Source organism: Brevundimonas sp. LPMIX5 (assembly GCF_003576505.1).
GTDB lineage: Bacteria > Pseudomonadota > Alphaproteobacteria > Caulobacterales > Caulobacteraceae > Brevundimonas > Brevundimonas naejangsanensis.
In genome coordinates this window covers 157,994-174,095 of the sequence record NZ_QWTZ01000002.1, presented here as the reverse complement: position 1 = coordinate 174,095, position 16,102 = coordinate 157,994, and the positions used below count along the sequence as shown (strand labels likewise).

General features: G+C 67.3%; 12 protein-coding genes. 3 read left to right on the top strand and 9 right to left on the bottom strand.

Annotated features, from left to right (window positions below):
• Positions 1–23 precede the first annotated feature (23 nt).
• Genes D1604_RS01810 through dusB form a run of 4 tightly spaced genes read right to left on the bottom strand, consistent with a single transcriptional unit; the run spans position 24 to position 5,599 of the window.
• Positions 24–884: a D-amino-acid transaminase gene (locus D1604_RS01810; RefSeq protein WP_119411952.1), complete on the bottom strand. Its 861-nt coding sequence runs from the start codon at positions 882–884 to the stop codon at positions 24–26.
• Positions 884–2,290 carry a nitrogen assimilation response regulator NtrX gene (gene ntrX / locus D1604_RS01805; protein ID WP_024352854.1) on the bottom strand — a complete coding sequence of 469 codons (1,407 nt, stop codon included), beginning with the start codon at positions 2,288–2,290 and terminating at the stop codon, positions 884–886. The genes D1604_RS01810 and ntrX overlap by 1 nt, the downstream gene beginning before the upstream one ends.
• A 10-nt stretch (positions 2,291–2,300) precedes the next feature.
• Positions 2,301–4,550: a sensor histidine kinase NtrY-like gene (locus D1604_RS01800; protein WP_119411951.1), complete on the bottom strand. Its 2,250-nt coding sequence runs from the start codon at positions 4,548–4,550 to the stop codon at positions 2,301–2,303.
• Positions 4,550–5,599: a tRNA dihydrouridine synthase DusB gene (gene dusB / locus D1604_RS01795; RefSeq protein WP_119411950.1), complete on the bottom strand. Its 1,050-nt coding sequence runs from the start codon at positions 5,597–5,599 to the stop codon at positions 4,550–4,552. Before dusB ends, D1604_RS01800 begins: the two co-directional genes overlap by 1 nt.
• Before the next feature lie 65 nt (positions 5,600–5,664).
• Here dusB and D1604_RS01790 point away from each other — a divergent pair, with 65 nt between their 5' ends.
• Complete coding sequence (locus D1604_RS01790) at positions 5,665–6,807, top strand: bifunctional 2-C-methyl-D-erythritol 4-phosphate cytidylyltransferase/2-C-methyl-D-erythritol 2,4-cyclodiphosphate synthase (RefSeq protein WP_119411949.1); 1,143 nt, start codon at positions 5,665–5,667, stop codon at positions 6,805–6,807.
• 6 nt (positions 6,808–6,813) lie between these two features.
• Here the strand turns inward: D1604_RS01790 and D1604_RS01785 are convergent, their stop codons facing one another.
• A complete protein-coding gene (locus D1604_RS01785) occupies positions 6,814–8,121 on the bottom strand; it encodes a diguanylate cyclase domain-containing protein (protein WP_199683626.1) in 1,308 nt (435 codons plus the stop codon).
• 214 nt (positions 8,122–8,335) lie between these two features.
• Here D1604_RS01785 and D1604_RS01780 point away from each other — a divergent pair, with 214 nt between their 5' ends.
• On the top strand, positions 8,336–9,232 hold the full coding sequence (locus tag D1604_RS01780) for a YihY/virulence factor BrkB family protein (RefSeq protein ID WP_119411948.1): 897 nt from the start codon (positions 8,336–8,338) through the stop codon (positions 9,230–9,232).
• Here the strand turns inward: D1604_RS01780 and D1604_RS01775 are convergent.
• Positions 9,198–9,440: a sulfurtransferase TusA family protein gene (locus tag D1604_RS01775; protein WP_119411947.1), complete on the bottom strand. Its 243-nt coding sequence runs from the start codon at positions 9,438–9,440 to the stop codon at positions 9,198–9,200. The genes D1604_RS01780 and D1604_RS01775 overlap by 35 nt on opposite strands.
• Positions 9,437–9,931: a CinA family protein gene (locus D1604_RS01770; protein WP_199683617.1), complete on the bottom strand. Its 495-nt coding sequence runs from the start codon at positions 9,929–9,931 to the stop codon at positions 9,437–9,439. Before D1604_RS01770 ends, D1604_RS01775 begins: the two co-directional genes overlap by 4 nt.
• 73 nt (positions 9,932–10,004) lie before the next feature.
• Here D1604_RS01770 and D1604_RS01765 point away from each other — a divergent pair, with 73 nt between their 5' ends.
• A complete protein-coding gene (locus D1604_RS01765) occupies positions 10,005–12,281 on the top strand; it encodes a fused MFS/spermidine synthase (RefSeq protein ID WP_119411946.1) in 2,277 nt (758 codons plus the stop codon).
• Here the strand turns inward: D1604_RS01765 and mfd are convergent.
• Both mfd and D1604_RS01755 read right to left on the bottom strand, forming a co-directional pair.
• The gene (gene mfd, locus D1604_RS01760) at positions 12,278–15,727 is read right to left on the bottom strand and encodes a transcription-repair coupling factor (protein ID WP_119411945.1); all 3,450 of its coding nucleotides are present in this window, start codon (positions 15,725–15,727) and stop codon (positions 12,278–12,280) included. The two genes, D1604_RS01765 and mfd, sit on opposite strands and share 4 nt — an antisense overlap.
• On the bottom strand, positions 15,727–16,056 hold the full coding sequence (locus D1604_RS01755) for an FAD assembly factor SdhE (protein WP_024352864.1): 330 nt from the start codon (positions 16,054–16,056) through the stop codon (positions 15,727–15,729). Before D1604_RS01755 ends, mfd begins: the two co-directional genes overlap by 1 nt.
• Positions 16,057–16,102: the final 46 nt, after the last annotated feature.

The window sequence follows — 16,102 nt, the reverse complement described above, 5'->3', positions numbered from 1 at the left end:
GCCCCCGCCGGTGCGGCAACGGCTTAAATGGCCTCGCGGCGCGCCTGTTCCAGATAAATCTCGCGCAGACGGGCCGCCACCGGGCCGGGCTTGCCCTCGCCGATGCGGGTTCCGTCCAGCGACACGATCGGCATGACAAAGGAACTGGCCGCCGTGACGAAGATTTCACGCGCGCGCTTGGCCTCTTCGACGCTGAAGGCGCGCTCTTCCAGTTCGATGCCTTCCGCCTCCACCAGTTTCAGGATCGCCGCGCGGGTGATGCCGCGCAGGATGTTGGCCTGGGTGTCGCGGGTCCGCAGCTTGCCATTCTCGTCAACGATCCAGGCGTTGGTCGAGGAGCCCTCGGTCACCATGCCCATTTCGTCGAACAGGATGGCTTCGTAAGCGCCGCGTTCACGCGCCGCCTGCTTGGCCAGGGCGTTGGGCAACAGGCCGACCGTCTTGATGTCGCAGCGGCCCCAGCGCATGTCCGGGTGGGTGACCCCGGCGGCGCCCTTGGCGGCAAGGGCCTCGCCCTTCTTCAGGTCGACAGACTTCGCGGTGACGATGACGCTGGGCGCCACATCATTCGGGAAGGCGTGGTCGCGCGGGGCGGTGCCGCGCGTGATCTGGATATAGACCAGGCCGTTGCGCACCCGATTGCGGCGGATGGTTTCACGCAGGACGATGCCCAGCGACTGGGCCGACATGGGAATATCGATGCGCAGCTCGGTCAGGCTGCGCGCCAACCGGCCCAGGTGACCCTGATAGTCAGCCAGCCTGCCGTCAAACACCGACCAGACCTCATAGACGCCGTCGGCGAACTGAAACCCGCGATCCTCGATGTGGACAACGGCCTGACCGTGCGGCTGATAAACGCCGTTTACATAGGCGACCCTGGACATCAGGCGCCCTCTCCTTCTTCGTCTCCGCCGCGTGCGGGCGACACGCCCAGCGACTTGAGCTTGCGATGCAGCGCCGACCGCTCCATGCCGATGAAGGCGGCCGTGCGCGAGATATTGCCGCCAAAGCGCATGATCTGCGCCGACAGATATTCACGCTCGAACACCTCCCTGGCTTCACGCAGCGGCAGGGCGATGATGCGATCGGCGCTGAGCGAAGCGGGGCTGGCGGACGACGCCACCTCCTGCGGCAGCATGTCCGCCGTTATCGGCTCGTCCGCCGTCCCGGTCGCCAGGATCAGCAGGCGTTCGACATTGTTGCGCAGTTGCCGAACGTTGCCGGGCCACGGATGGACCTGCAGGACAGCCAGGGCGTCATCGGCGATGCGGCGATGCGGCAGCCCCTGCGACGACGACAGGCTATCGACGAAATACTCGACCAGTTCGCTGATATCCTCGCGACGTTCGGACAGCGGCGGAACGCGAATCGGCACCACGTTCAGACGGTGGAACAGGTCCTCGCGGAAGCGCCCTTCGCTGATCTCCAGACGCAGATCGCGCGAGGTCGAACTGATGACCCGCACGTCGACCTGAACATCCTGTTCGCCGCCGACGCGGCGGAACCGCTGCTCGACCAGAACACGCAGGATACGGCTCTGGCTCTCGCGGGGCATGTCGGCCACGTCGTCCAGGAACAGGGTGCCGTTATGCGCCTGTTCAAAGACGCCGATCTTGCGCGGGCGACCGTCGCCGCCTTCTTCCCCGAACAGTTCGACGTCGAGGCGCTCGGGCGTCATGCCGGCGGCCGAGATCGCCACGAACTCGGCCCTGGCGCGCGGGCTGGCGTCGTGGATCTGGCGCGCGACCAGTTCCTTGCCCGAGCCCGGAGGCCCCGCGATCAGAATTCGGCTGTTGGCGGGCGCCACCTTGGAGATGGTGCTGCGCAGCGCCTGCGCCGCCACAGACTTGCCGATCAGGCCGCTGGGCGTCAGCGTCTGGGCGCGCAGGCGACGGTTCTCGCGCTTCAGAGAAGCCGCTTCCAGCGCCCGCTCGACCACCACCACCAGCCGGTCGGACTTGAACGGCTTTTCGATGAAGTCATAGGCGCCGCGCTTCAGGGCGCTGACCGCCGTTTCAATGTTGCCATGGCCCGAGATCATGACGACCGGCAGGTCCTCATCCAGCTCGCGCACGACATCCAGCAGTTCCAGGCCGTCCAGCCCGCCGCCCTGCATCCATATGTCCAGGACCGCCAGCGACGGCTTGCGCGCCTTGATGGCGGCCAGGGCCTCGTCCGAGTTTGCGGCCGTGCGGACCGCGTGGCCTTCGTCCTCCAGGAGGCCGGAAACCAGCTCGCGGATATCGGCTTCGTCGTCGACGACCAGAATGTCGGCACCGGTGCTTTTCATGACGCCTCTCTTACTCCGCCGTCCGCATCGCGCTGGAAGCGCGAGCGGCGGCCTTATGATCCTGGCTCAGGGGGAAGGTCAGGCACACGCGCGCGCCTGACAAGGTTTCGGCGTCGGCCAGCCTCAGCTCTCCGCCGTGGTCTTCACAGATGCGCTTGACGATGGCCAGGCCCAGGCCCGTCCCCTTCTCGCGCGTCGTTACATAGGGTTCGGTCAGCCGGTCTCGGTCCTTGGCCGGCAGGCCGACACCGTCGTCCTCGATGATGAAGGAAGCGAAACCGTCCTCGACCGTCAGACGGGCGATGATCCCCATACCGGGCTCCGTCACCCCGTCCCGCTCGCGTCGACCGGCCACCGCCTCGCCTGCATTCTTCAGGATGTTGGCGAGGGCCTGACGAACCATGCGACCGTCAGCCTGCATCGCGACGTCCGGCAGGGGCTCGATCAGATCGACTCCGATATCCCCCGCCGCAACGCGCTGGGCGAACACCGCCTCGCGCAGCATTTCAGCCGGGTTCTCGCGTGAGAAACGAGGCGCGGGCATCCGCGCGAAGGACGAGAATTCGTCCACCATCCGTCCGATATCGCCAACCTGACGGATGATGGTCTCGGTGCAGCGGTCGAAAACTTCGACATCATCGCCGACCTGCTCGCGATAACGGCGACGCAAGCGTTCGGCCGACAGCTGGATCGGGGTCAGCGGGTTCTTGATCTCATGGGCGATGCGCCGCGCCACATCACGCCAGGCGGCGTTACGCTGGGCCGTGACCAGACGCGTGATATCGTCGAAGGTCAGCACCATCTCGCCGCCCTGCCCGCCTTCGATACGGACCCGCAGGCGCAGGGCATCGCCGTTGCGGTCGATGTCGATGTCTTCTTCGATATGGGCCTCGCCGCGCTCGGATAGCTCGCCCAATTCCGGCGCCACCTCGGCCAGCCGCCGTCCCTGCACATGCTCGGCGTCCAGCCCCAACAGATAGCTGGCGCTGTCGTTGATGGCCGAGATGCGGCGCTTGCGATCCAGACCGATGACGCCCGCGCTGACGCCCGACAGCACGGTTTCAATGAACAGGCTTCGGGCCTGGGCCTCGTCGGACGCGGTCTTCAAGGCGGCCTGCTGGGTCTTGATGTCCTGCGTCATGCGGTTGAACGCTTCGGACAGGACGATCAGCTCTGCTGGCGCCTCGGCATTATCGACCCTCGCGTCCAGATCGCCGCCGGCCACCTGGTCGGCCGCCTTCACCAGCCGACCGATGGGCGCCGAGATCGAACTGGCCGCCGACATGGCCAGCCACACCGCGCCGACCAGCACCAGCAGGGCCGTTTCGAGATAGCTGAGGGCGAAAGCCGCCTGGATGCGGGCGCGGCTTTCCTCCGCTTCGCGATAGGCGGTGATGGATTCCTCGCCGTTGCGCATCCGCTGGATCAGGCCCGGCGCCAGCGGGCGCACGACGTAGAGATAGGCGTCGCCATAGTCAGGCAGCGGATAGAGGGCGCGAACCGTGTCGGGATTCTCCGTCACCGTGGTGGGAGCCACCTCGCCGCCCGCAACCGTCTCCAGGGCTTCGCGGGGCGGCGCGACATAGGGCGGCGCGCCGGGCCGCTCGCCGCTGGCCAGCACCCGGCCGTTCTCATCGAGGATATAAAGCGCCGGATAGCCGAAGAAGTCGCCGATCTGAGCCAGGGCGCGGGAAAACTGGATCCGGTTGTCGAACAGGCCGCGCACCCCGCCCAGTTCAGTGGACATGGTCTCCATGTCGGCCTCAAGCCCGCTGCCGACATCGGCGACATAGGCCCGACCGATCTCGGCGCCGTTCCTGACAGCCGATTGCACATTCGCGCTGAACCACTGATCGACGCCGCGGTTGACCAGAACGCCGAACACCAGAGCAATCAGCACGGCGGGCACGACCGAAACCAGCGAGAACAGGGTCACAAAGCGCAGATGCAGCCGCGCCCCAGGGTCGTAGCGGTTGCGGAACAGGCGCAACACGCGAACGCCGATCACAAAGGCCAGTCCAAAAATCAGGACCAGATTGGCCAGCAGGATGAACAGCACGGCCTGACTGGCCGCTGAGCGTGCATCGCCGCCGCCGGTCGCGCCGGGCGCGATGGCGACAAGCCAGATCGCCGCCGCCGTGACGATGAAGGCGACCGCATAGGCTGTGCCGAACAGGGCGCGCGCCCGACCGCCAGCCAATCGCCCCCAGAGCGAAAGCTCCGAGTTATGGTGATCAGCCGGGGCGGCGGGGTTCGACATCAAGCGATAGCTTCAACCACCTGTGGCTTATTTTCAACATCGAAGTTGCGAGAATGCTTCACATCGAGCCACAACGCCGTCAGCGCCTCCTCGACCTCCTCTGGCGTCTCCAGCCTACACAGGCGCGCCTTGGCGGCCCGTCGCTCGGTCGGATCGGCCGGCCAGGGCGCCTGTTCGATGTACCAGCCCAGATGTTTGCGGAACATCTTCAGCCCCAGCGGCAGGCCGTAGAAGTCAGCCGACGCCCGCAGATGCCGGATGACGATCGCGAGCCGCTCTTCCCGATCCGGCTCGCGCAGTTGCGTCCCGTCGATCAGGGCGCGCTCCAGATGTGCGGCCAGCCACGGCCGGCCATAGACGCCTCGCCCCAGCATCAGGGCGTCGGCGCCGGATCGTTCCAGGGCCTCGCGCGCCTGTTCGGCGGTGATGATGTCGCCGTTGACGATGACGGGAATGGCCACCGCCTGCTTCACCTCGGCCACCGCTTCCCAGTCGGCGATCCCAGTGTAGAACTGCTTGCGGGTGCGGCCGTGCACCGTCACAGCCGCCACGCCCAGCGCCTCGGCCCGGCGCGCCAGATCGGCGGCGTTGAGACTGTTGTCGTCCCATCCCAGCCGCATCTTGACCGTCACCGGCCGACTGACGGCCTGAACGACCGCCTCCATGATCCGCGCTGCCTGATCCGGCGTCCGCATCAGGGCCGAGCCGCAGGCGGCGCCGGTGACTTCCTTGGCGGGACAGCCGAAGTTCAGGTCGATGATATCGGCGCCGGCCTTCTGCGCCATACGCGCGCCCTCGGCCATGGCCTCGGCGTCGCCGCCGACCAGTTGGATCACCGTCAGCGGCAAGCCCGCGCCCACTGCGGCGCGGCGCACCACGTCCGGCCGCGCGCGCGCCAACTCGGCCGCCGCCACCATTTCGGTCGCCACGTAAGAGGCGCCCAACTGCGAGGCCAGCACCCGGAACGGCAGATCGGTGATCCCGGTCATGGGCGCCATCAGCACCCGTCCGTCGATCCTTACGTCCCCAATTTGCAGGCCAGTCTTCATACGCCCCCTTAGCACCGAAGGCGCCCCCTCTCGTCAAGCGGAACCGGGACGCCTAGAAGGCCGTCATGGGATTCTCAGCGATTGTCGTCGCCGCCGGTTCGGGCTCGCGGGCCGGGGGCGCCAAGCAGTGGCGCATCGTCGCCGGACGCCCGGTCATTGCCTGGTCGGTCGAGGCTTTGCTGAAGGCTGGCGCGCGTGAGGTCGTAGTGGTGATCGCCGCCGACGCCGAAGCGACGGCGCAGGCGGCTCTGGCCGGGCTGTCCGGCTGGCGCGCCGTGCCCGGCGGCGCGACCCGTGCCGCCTCGGTTCAGGCCGGTCTGGCGGCGCTGACGGCGGATGACGCAAAGCCTGTGCTGATCCACGACGCTGCGCGGCCGTTCCTGAGCGCTGACATCATAGAGGCCCTGCTGCAGGGCCTTAAGGACGCTGACGGCGCCCTGCCCGCGCTCGCCGTCGCCGACAGCCTGCGTCGCGCCGAGGGCGATTTCATTGTCGGGGGCGTCGATCGCGACCACCTCTGGCGCGCCCAGACGCCTCAGGCCTTCCGCCTGAAGACCATTCGCGACGCCTATGCCGCATGGCCGAACGATGAGACGGCGACCGACGAAGCCGCCGTCGTCGAACGCGCCGGCGGCCGCGTCCGGTTGATCCCCGGCGATCCACGCCTTCTGAAACTGACCTATCCTGAGGATTTCGCCATGGCCGAGGCGCTCGCCGCCCCCCGCACTGTCGTTCGCATCGGACAGGGATTCGATGTCCATCGCTGGGGCCCCGGTTCGTCGGTCTGGCTGTGCGGGGTCGAGATACCGCATGACCAGACCCTGATCGGCCATTCGGACGCCGATGCGGGCCTGCACGCCCTGACCGACGCCATTCTGGGCGCGATCGCCGACGGCGACATCGGCGACCATTTCCCGCCCAGCGATCCGCAATGGAAGGGCGCCGCCTCGGACCGTTTCCTGGTCTATGCGGCCGAGCGGGTGGCGGCGCGCGGGGGGCGCATCGTCAACGTGGACGTCACCCTGATCTGCGAACAGCCCAAGGTGAAGCCTCATCGACAGGCGATGCGCGAGCGTCTGGCGGAACTGTTGAACCTGCCGCTGGACGCGGTCAGCGTAAAGGCGACCACCAGTGAAGGCCTCGGCTTCACGGGGCGCGGCGAAGGCCTGGCCGCCCAGGCCGCCGTCTCGGTCGAACTGCCCGGCTGATCGAGGTCAGGCCCGGGTCAGTCCGGCGGCGGCCCTTTCCAACAAGGTCAACGCCGTATCTTCGGCGCTCAACTGCGCCACCCCGACGTCCAGCTCCACCACGAACGGGGAGCGATCCTTGCCCGCGTCAAAGGCCGTGCAGGCGATGACGGCCGCGATCCGCTCGGCCGTGAGGCGGGCCGAGGCTTCGTCGGTAGCGGGCAAGGCAAGGGCGAAGGTCTCGCTGGACAGGCGCGCGGCGGTGTCTTCGACCCGCACCAGGCGGGACACCATGGCCCCGACCTGAGGCATGGCCTTCTCCAGCCAGCCTCCCGCTCTCAACGCTTCCAGAGCCTCGCGCCCCGCCACGCGCAGCACGCCGACAGACAAGGGCCGCGAGCGAACTCGAGCCCCGTCCACCAGCCGGCTCAAATGCGAGGCGAACAGGTCGCGGCTGAACAGCCCTGTCGCCTCATCCATCAGGTCGCTGCCCCGCACCGCATCGAGCGCACGGCGAAGCCCCTGCTGACGGCGGTGATTGCGCGCCAGAGCCACCACCCGGGCGGCGGCGTCCTCTTCCGGCGTCGTCGGGTCGGCGACGTCGGCGAACCCTCGCCGGTACAGGTCGCCCAAGGCCTCGCCCGCCTCCTCGTCCCGCAGATAGAGGGTCAGCGGAATATGGTACAGGCGCGTGTTGCGGCGCATTCCCGCCGCGATCGCCAGGGCAGGCGCATGCGATCGATCGCCCCAGAGGACGGCGCCGTCGAACGCACGCTCATGCAGATAGTCAAAGGCCGTATAGGGCGTCGGCGCCGCCACCACCTCGGCCCCCAGTTCCACCAGGGCGTTCGAAAGCGCAAGGAATCGACGGTCTGCCGCCCCGGCGGTCAGGATGTTCAGCGGCGACGCTTCCATGTCTGGCGCCGCCAGGGCCACGTCATGCTGGCCGAACGTGGCCTGACGCAGAACGAACTCTTCCTCCGCCACCGCCGCGCGGGTCATCTGTTCCAGCCGCATGGCGGCCTGCGCCGGATGCGGCGCACTGGAAAGCGTCAGATCGCAGCCATTGAGACCGGCGCCCATCGGCGCCCCGACGCCCAGTATCGTCAGGTAACGCGCATCCGTCGACGATCGCAGCCGCGCAATCGCCGAAGCGTCCAACAGGGCCGTATCCACGACGGCGGCGTCGATCGTCAGGTCGTCCAACGCGAGGATGGCCGCATCCAGATCGCGCGCGGTCAGGGTTCGCCATCCCAGCCGATCCAGCCCCTCGCACAGGGAATCCAGGGAGTCGTCAGCGTCGGCGACAACCAGCACGCGCGGGTTCGGATGCAAGCAGAATCTCCTGGCTTCGGCCGGCCGCCCCCGCTGCCTTTTCCGAGCCTTGGGACATGATACCGGCGCAGCCGCGACCCGCAATGGGCAAGATCGCGTACCGCCGGACCGCCGATCAGGGGTTCCCACTTCACGCCGAATGGGGTTAATCCCCCCGCTTGTTCGACGACGAGGCCTTGGATTGACCCAGCCCTTACCGCTCGCGGACCTGCCCATGCACACGGCGCGCCTCGCAGGCCGCGCCTTCGCCAGAAGCTGGGGCCGGGACGTCATGCTCTATACCGGCGGGGTTTCCTTTTTCGCCCTGCTGGCCCTGTTCCCGGCCATCGCCATCCTGATCGGCTTCTACAAGGCCGTCCTGACGATAGGACAGGTCAGCGAACAGGCGGCCGCCCTGGCGGACGTCATTCCCTCGGCTGCGCGCACCCTGTTTCTGAACGAGATCGACCGGCTGGCGAACGCTTCGGCGCGGACCGTATCGCTGCAGAGCGCAATCGCCTTGGTCATCGGCGCCTATGCCGCGCATCGGGGCTTCAAGGCCTTGCTGGCGGGGCTGAATCTGATCCACGACGAAACCAAGCCGCTCGGCTTTTTCAAATTCAACCTGCTGGCCTTCCTGGTCGCGCTTGCAGCTTTCGTGTTGTTCACCGTCGTGTCGGGCGCCGTCGTCACCTCGCGCCTGATGGAGCACGCCTATGTCGACCAACCGGGCGGCTGGATGACGATGCCGCTCGATGGTTTGTGGCCTGCGCTCGGCCTGTGGCTGGGGCTGACCATGCTCTATCGCTACGCCATGGCGCACGCCAAGCGCGTCGCGTGGAAGGCGGCGGTCATCGGCGGTCTGGTCGCGACGGTCATGTCCAGCTTCTTCTCGTGGCTATGCACAATCTACGTCGAGCAGATCGTGCATCTGGGCGCGACCTACGGCTCGGTCGGCGCCGTGGTGGTATTGCTGATCTGGCTGTCGTGGAACGTCAACGCCGTCTTCTATGGCGGCGCCTTCGCCACGGAACTGGAGATCGACTGGGAAAAGCGCGCCGCCTTGCCCCCGCCCGAGGCCTATCCCGATACGGTCGTCAGCCTGTCCGAGCGTCGCCGCTCTCGACAGTGATCTGAAGCACGCCGTCCGACTCATCGATCCCAATGACTCGGCCGCCCATTTCCTGCATCAGGAAGGGCACGTCGATACGCGCCATCGGATCGGTGGCCAGCAACGTCCACTGCGCGCCCGCACACGCGCCCTCCATCGCCTTGCGCAGTCGCAGGCTGGGAACCGGACATCTGTGACCCCGCGCGTCGATGACGACAGGCTCGCTCATTGCGTCGCCGCGTCCAGCAACAGGCCCAGGGCGACGCGCACGCTTTCCAGACGCACCTGATCGCGCCCGATGGCGCCGAATCGCTTTTCGACATGGGCCACGGTTCCTTCAGGCCCTGCGATGGCGAAGTGAACCAAGCCGACCGGCTTGTCGTCCGATCCACCGCCCGGCCCGGCGATCCCGGTGACGGACACCGCGACCTGGGCCCGCGAATGCGCCTTCGCTCCCTCGGCCATGGCCCGCGCCGTCGGTTCCGACACCGCCCCGAAACGCGCCAGCACGTCCTGCTGCACGCCCAGCATCTCCATCTTGGCCTCGTTGCTGTAGGTGACGAAGCCCCGATCCACGACGGCCGAAGACCCTGCGATCGCCGTCAGGGCGCTCGCCACCAGTCCGCCGGTGCAGCTTTCGGCCGTTGCGATCATCAGACCGGCCCTGATCGCATGGCCGATCACGTTTTCAGCGGTCGCCTCGATATCCTGCGGCAACATGGGAATTCGCTCCATCCTCGAGTCGTCCTAGCCTCGACCTGCGGAATCACCCGTTTCAGGTCGAAAGCAGCGCATGACCGAACACGTCCTGTCCCCGGCGCATCGCAGGATCGACGCGATAACACCTGCCGCCTTCGCCGTCGCCATCTTCACCTCGGCTAGTCTGGTTTTCCTGGTTCAGCCGATGGCGACCAAGCTGGTGCTGCCGCTGCTGGGCGGATCGCCATCGGTGTGGAACACCGCCATGGTCTTCTTCCAGGCGGCGCTGCTGGCGGGCTATCTCTACGCCCACCTGCTGCAACGGATTCCGTCGGTGCGGTGGCAGGCCGTGACGCATCTGACTCTGTTGGCGGCGGCGGCGGTCTTCCTGCCGCTGAGCATTACTGAGGCGTTGGGGGATCCCGATCCGGCCGCGCCGGTCGGCTGGCTTCTGGGGGCTCTGTTTCTATCCGTCGGCGCGCCTTTCGCCGTTCTTTCAGCCACGGCGCCCCTGCTTCAGGCCTGGTATGCGCGCGCCCGCGCCGGCCGGCCCGATGGAGCCAACCCCTATGTGCTTTATGCAGCCTCCAACCTGGGCAGCTTCCTGGCGCTTTTGGCCTATCCGGTCCTGATCGAGCCGCTGGCGTCCCTGTCGGGGCAGAGACTTGGCTGGACAGTCGGGTACGGCGCCTTCGCCGCCATGATCGTCCTGCTGACGATCATCCTGCCGCGCGGTCTCGGCGCCGCCCGCACCGCCGCTTCTGACCATCGCAGTCCGCCGATCCCGTGGTCGCGCAAGATCATCTTGATCCTGCTGGCCGCCGCGCCGTCCAGCCTGATGCTGGGGGTGACTGCACATCTTTCGACAGACGTGGCCTCGGCCCCCTTTCTGTGGGTCGCGCCGCTGGCCCTCTATCTGCTGACCTTCGTCATCGCCTTCCAGACCCGGCCGTGGATATCGCTGCCCGTCACCCTGGTCCTGCAGGCGACCTTCACCGTCATGATCGCCGCCCTGGTCGGCATGACGACCGGGCATTGGCTGATGCTGCTGGGCGTGCACCTGGCCGCCTTCTTCTTCACGACCCTGATGTGCCACCAGCAGTTGGCCGCCCGACGCCCGGCGCCGGACCGGCTGACCGAGTTCTACCTGCTGATGTCGCTGGGCGGCGTGCTGGGCGGGGCCTTCACAGCCTTGCTGGCGCCGACCCTGTTCGAGACCGTGCTCGAATATCCGCTGGTCATGGTGCTCGTCTGTCTGGCGCGGCCGTGGTTGGGCGCGCGGCCCGCCAGGCATGAAGTCTGGCTGATGACAGCGGGCCTGACGATCGCCGTGTCGGTACCGCTGCTGTTCGAGATGATGCGCTATGACGCATCGCTGCGCACGGTGTTCAGCGACTTCGGCCTGACCGCGACGGCGCAGATCATCCTCGGCGCGGCCGCCATCTGCGCCTTTATGATCCGCGATCGCGTGCTGATGTTCACCGCTGTCGTCGCCGCCATGACGGTGTCGGCCCACTACATCGGCCGCGGTTACGACTGGAGCCTGTCCGAGCGCAGCTTCTTTGGGGTCATGCGGGTAGCTGTCACCCCCGATCACAAGATGGGCGGCGACGTGCATGTGCTGATGCATGGCACGACCCTGCACGGCGCCCAGGCGCGCAACCCCGACTTCGCCTGCGCCCCGACCATGTACTATGCCGAGACCACGCCTCTCGGGCAGGCGGCCGAACTGATCCAGGCGCGCGGCCCCGGCGCCGTTATCGGCGTGGTGGGTCAGGGTTCGGGCGCAATGGCGGCCTATAAGCGCGCCTCGGATCAGATGTCCTTCTTCGAGATCGACCCGATGGTCGACCGGCTGTCGCGCGATCCGAAGTGGTTCACCTTCATCTCGAACTGCGCCGATGGTCCGATCCGCACGGTCCTGGGAGATGCGCGGTTGACGCTGAACAAGGAAGCTCCCCGATCCTACGACCTGCTGGTGATCGACGCCTTTTCATCCGACGCGGTGCCGACCCATCTGCTGACCCGCGAGGCGATCGAGGGCTACCTCAGGCTGCTGAAACCGAAAGGCGTCGTGGTGCTGCATCTATCGAACCGCAATCTGGAGATCACCCTGCCCGCCGTCGCCGCCGCGCGCGAACTCGGCGCAGCCGAACTGCACCAGATCTACATCGAGCACCCCGACGCCGCCCTGATGGCCGAGGCCTCGACCGAAGCCCTGGCCATCTCGCCCACGCCCGAAGGTCTGGCCGACTTCAAGGCCGACGGCCGCTGGCGCAAGCTGGAGCCGACCGAGGTCCGCCCCTGGACCGACGACTACGTCAACCTGTTCGGCGCCCTGGTCCGCAGCATGAAGGCGCGTGCGGGCTAGGCCGCGCCCGCAACCCGCGCCAGATCGGCGGTGATACGCTCTGCGACCTTCAGGCGATCGTCGGGCGTGGGCCAGTCGCCCTTCACCACGATCTTCTGATCGGGGCGGATCTTCCAGAAGGCGTGGTTCTTCTGGATCAGGCCCACCAGACCCATAGGATTGGGGAAGGTGTTGTTGCGCAGGGTCAGCACCGCCCCCTTGGGCCCGATGTCGATCTTCTCGATGCAGGCCGTGCGGCAGTTTGCCTTGACGCCGACGATCCGCAGAAGCTGCTGCGCCTCGTCCGGCAGCGGGCCGAACCGATCGATCAGCTCGGCGGCCATGGCCTCGCGATCCTCCATCTTCTCGGCGTCCGACAGACGGCGATACAGGCTCAGGCGTACGTTCAGGTCCGGGACGTAATCCTCTGGAATCAATACGGCCGCGCCGACGTTGATCGACGGCGACCAGCCGCGATCCGGGGCGGCCTCGCCCTGTTCCCGCAGTTCGGCGACAGCGTCTTCCAGCATCTGCTGATACAGTTCGACGCCGACCTCGCGGATGTGGCCCGACTGTTCGTCGCCCAGCAGATTGCCGCCGCCGCGCTGGTCCAGATCGTGGCTGGCCAGTTGGAAGCCTGCGCCCAGATTGTCCAGAGACTGCAGCACCTGCAGCCGCCGCTCGGCCGACAGGCTCAGCGGTTTGGTCGGATCGGTCGTCAGATAGGCGAAGGCCCGCGCCTTGGAGCGACCGATGCGGCCCCTGATCTGGTGAAGCTGGGCCAGACCGAACATATCAGCGCGATGCACGACCAGGGTGTTGGCCGTCGGAATGTCGATGCCGCTCTCGACAATGGTGGTCGAGACCAGAACGTCATATTCGCCGTCATAGAAGGCGCTCATGACCGCTTCCAGCTGGGTCGGGCTCATCTGGCCGTGGCCGACGACGAACTTCACCTCTGGAACCTGTTCGCGCAGGAACCGCTCGATGTCGGGCAGGTCCTTCAGGCGCGGCGCGACGTAATAGGCCTGACCGCCGCGATATTTCTCGCGCAGCAGGGCCTCGCGCACCAGCACCGGATCCCACGGCGTCACATAGGTCCGCACCGCCAGACGATCGACCGGCGGGGTGGCGATGATCGACATCTCGCGGATGCCTGACAGCGCCATCTGCAGCGTGCGCGGGATCGGCGTCGCCGTCAGCGTCAGCAGGTGAACATCGGCCCGCAGGGACTTCAACTTCTCCTTGTGCTTGACGCCGAAGTGCTGCTCCTCGTCGACGATGACGAGGCCCAGATCCTTGAAGCCGACCTGATCGGCCAGCACGGCGTGGGTGCCGACGACGATCTCGAAACTGCCGTCCTTCAGACCCGCGCGGGTTTCGTTTGCGTCCTTGGCCGTGACCATGCGCGACAGGTGGCGCACCTTGATCGGCCAGCCGGCGAAGCGTTCGCTGAAGGTCTTGAAGTGCTGGCGGGCCAGCAGAGTCGTCGGACAGACGATGGCGACCTGCTGACCCGTCATGGCCACGACGAAGGCGGCGCGCAGGGCGACTTCCGTCTTGCCGAAGCCGACATCGCCGCAGATCAGACGATCCATCGGCGTGCCCTTGCCCAGGTCCTCCAGCACGTCGCCGATGGCGTTCAGCTGATCGTCCGTCTCCTCATAGGGGAAGCGGGCGCAGAACTCGTCGAACAGGCCTGCGGGCGGCACGATGGCGTCGGACACCCGCAGCGCCCGCTTGGCGGCCAGGGCGATCAGCCCCTCAGCCATGGCGCGCAGGCGCTCCTTGGCCTTGGCCTTGCGAGCCTGCCAGCCCGCGCCGCCCAGACGGTCCAGTTGAACCCCTTCGGCGTCCGTGCCGTAGCGCGTCAGAAGGTCAATGTTTTCAACTGGAAGGTAGAGCTTGCTCTCACCTGCATAGAGGAGTTCGAGGCAGTCGTGCGGGGCCTCCTGAATCTCCAACGTCCGCAGGCCCTCATAGCGGCCGATGCCGTGATCCAGGTGGACGACCAGATCGCCTGCCGTCAGGGCCGAGGCCTCGGCCAGGAAGTTCGACGCCCGCCGCTTGCGCCGTGGCCGCGCCAGCCGGTCGCCCAGAATGTCGGTCTCGGAGATAACGGCCAGATCGTCGGTGACGAAACCATGCTCGACCGGCAGCACCGCGCGCAGATAGACGCCCTCGGGCGCGGCCCGCACATCGTCCCAGTCGCGCACCGCCACGACGTGCGTCAGGCCATGGTCGCCAAGCATGGCGGCCAGACGCTCGGCCGAGCCTTCGGACCATGAGGCGAACAGCACACGCTTGCCCTGCCCCTTCAGCGCCTCGGCGTGCTGGGCCACGGCGGCGAACAGGTTCACGCTGTCCTGCGACCGTTCGGCGGCGAAGCTGCGGCCCAGACGGCCGCCGGCGTCCTCGCTCGAACCGGCGGCCAGCGGCGACAGGCGGCGCACCGCGCGGCCGGCCAGCGCGCTATTCCAGTCGCTGTCGTCCAGATAGAGCCGGGCGGGCGGCAGGGCGCGGTAGGCGGCCCCGCCCTTGCCGCGCGCCGCCTCCTTGCGCGCCTCATACGCGTCGACAGTCAGATTCCAGCGCTCGCCCCGCGCCTGCTCCGTCTGGCTGTCGAGGAAGACCGGCGACGCGTCCGGCAGATAGTCGAACAGCGTATCCAGTCGGTCGTAGAACAGCGGCAGCCAGTGCTCGACGCCTTGGCGACGCGCGCCTTCGCTGACGGCGGCGTACATCGGCTCGTCGCCGGGGGCGCCGAACAGGTTCAGATAGCCGCTGCGGAAACGCGAGATGGCGTCGGCGTCCAGCAGCACCTCCGACACCGGCGACAGCGAAACCGCCTTCAACTGGCGCGTCGAGCGCTGGGTCTCGGGATCGAAGGCGCGGATCGATTCCAGCTCGGAACCGAACATGTCGAGGCGCACAGGCTCCTCGAAGCCCGGCGGGAAGACGTCGATCACCCCGCCTCGAATGGCGTATTCGCCACGCTCAGACACGGTCGAGGCCCGCATATAGCCGTTCGTGGCGACATAGCGTTCCAGAGCCGCCGTATCGAGATCGGCGCCGACCTTGGCGGCGAACCCCGCGCCAGTCACTGCGCTGCGCGGCGGCGTGCGCTGGGCGGCGGCGGCGACAGTGGCGACCACCAGCAGCGGCGTCCTGTCCGCCGGATCGCGCGCTGCCAGCCGCGTCAGCGTCGCCATGCGCTGGGCCGCAACCGACGCCGTCGGGCTCAGCCGGTCATAGGGCAGGCAGTCCCATGAAGGATATTCAAGGACTTCAACATCCTTGGCGAAGAAACGAAACGCCTGAATGAAGTTTCCCGTACGTTGATAATCGCGCGCCACGAACAGGGCGGTCCCGCCCTGCGCTTTGATGCGATCAGCGACGATCAGGGCGTCCAGTCCCTCAGGCGCGCCGCCCAGCTCCATGTCGGCCCGCGCCGGCGCGCCGTCCATCAGCCGATGCCCTTGGCGACTTCGGCCGCAACGTGCTCGCGCATGAAGGCGCGGATGCGGGCGATCATCGGCCCGTCGAACTCAGGCGGGGTCGGCTCGCGCTCGATGATCCAGGCGTAGAGGTATTGATCCTCTTCATCCAGCAGGGTCTCGAGTTCGGTCAGTTCGTCGTCGTTCAGAGTCGGCGCGACCTGATCGGTGAACGGCCCCAGCACCATGTCGGCCTCGCGAAAGCCCCGGCGCCAAGCGCGGAAGGACAGGCGCCCCAGGCGCGTCTTGCGGTCGTCGGTGTTCTGGGCGTCCTCAGGACGTGCGTCGATATCGGCCACGCTGTTTCCTTGCCTGTCCGTTCACTTCGGTAAGAGGCGGATCAGA

Excerpts from the sequence above, each read along its gene's own strand:
- D1604_RS01810 (WP_119411952.1), bottom strand. The coding sequence starts at position 884 with ATGTCCAGGGTCGCCTATGTAAACGGCGTTTATCAGCCGCACGGTCAG.
- ntrX (WP_024352854.1), bottom strand. The coding sequence starts at position 2,290 with ATGAAAAGCACCGGTGCCGACATTCTGGTCGTCGACGACGAAGCCGAT.
- D1604_RS01800 (WP_119411951.1), bottom strand. The coding sequence starts at position 4,550 with ATGTCGAACCCCGCCGCCCCGGCTGATCACCATAACTCGGAGCTTTCG.
- dusB (WP_119411950.1), bottom strand. The coding sequence starts at position 5,599 with ATGAAGACTGGCCTGCAAATTGGGGACGTAAGGATCGACGGACGGGTG.
- D1604_RS01790 (WP_119411949.1), top strand. The coding sequence starts at position 5,665 with ATGGGATTCTCAGCGATTGTCGTCGCCGCCGGTTCGGGCTCGCGGGCC.
- D1604_RS01780 (WP_119411948.1), top strand. The coding sequence starts at position 8,336 with ATGCACACGGCGCGCCTCGCAGGCCGCGCCTTCGCCAGAAGCTGGGGC.
- D1604_RS01775 (WP_119411947.1), bottom strand. The coding sequence starts at position 9,440 with ATGAGCGAGCCTGTCGTCATCGACGCGCGGGGTCACAGATGTCCGGTT.
- D1604_RS01770 (WP_199683617.1), bottom strand. The coding sequence starts at position 9,931 with ATGTTGCCGCAGGATATCGAGGCGACCGCTGAAAACGTGATCGGCCAT.
- D1604_RS01765 (WP_119411946.1), top strand. The coding sequence starts at position 10,005 with ATGACCGAACACGTCCTGTCCCCGGCGCATCGCAGGATCGACGCGATA.
- mfd (WP_119411945.1), bottom strand. The coding sequence starts at position 15,727 with ATGGACGGCGCGCCGGCGCGGGCCGACATGGAGCTGGGCGGCGCGCCT.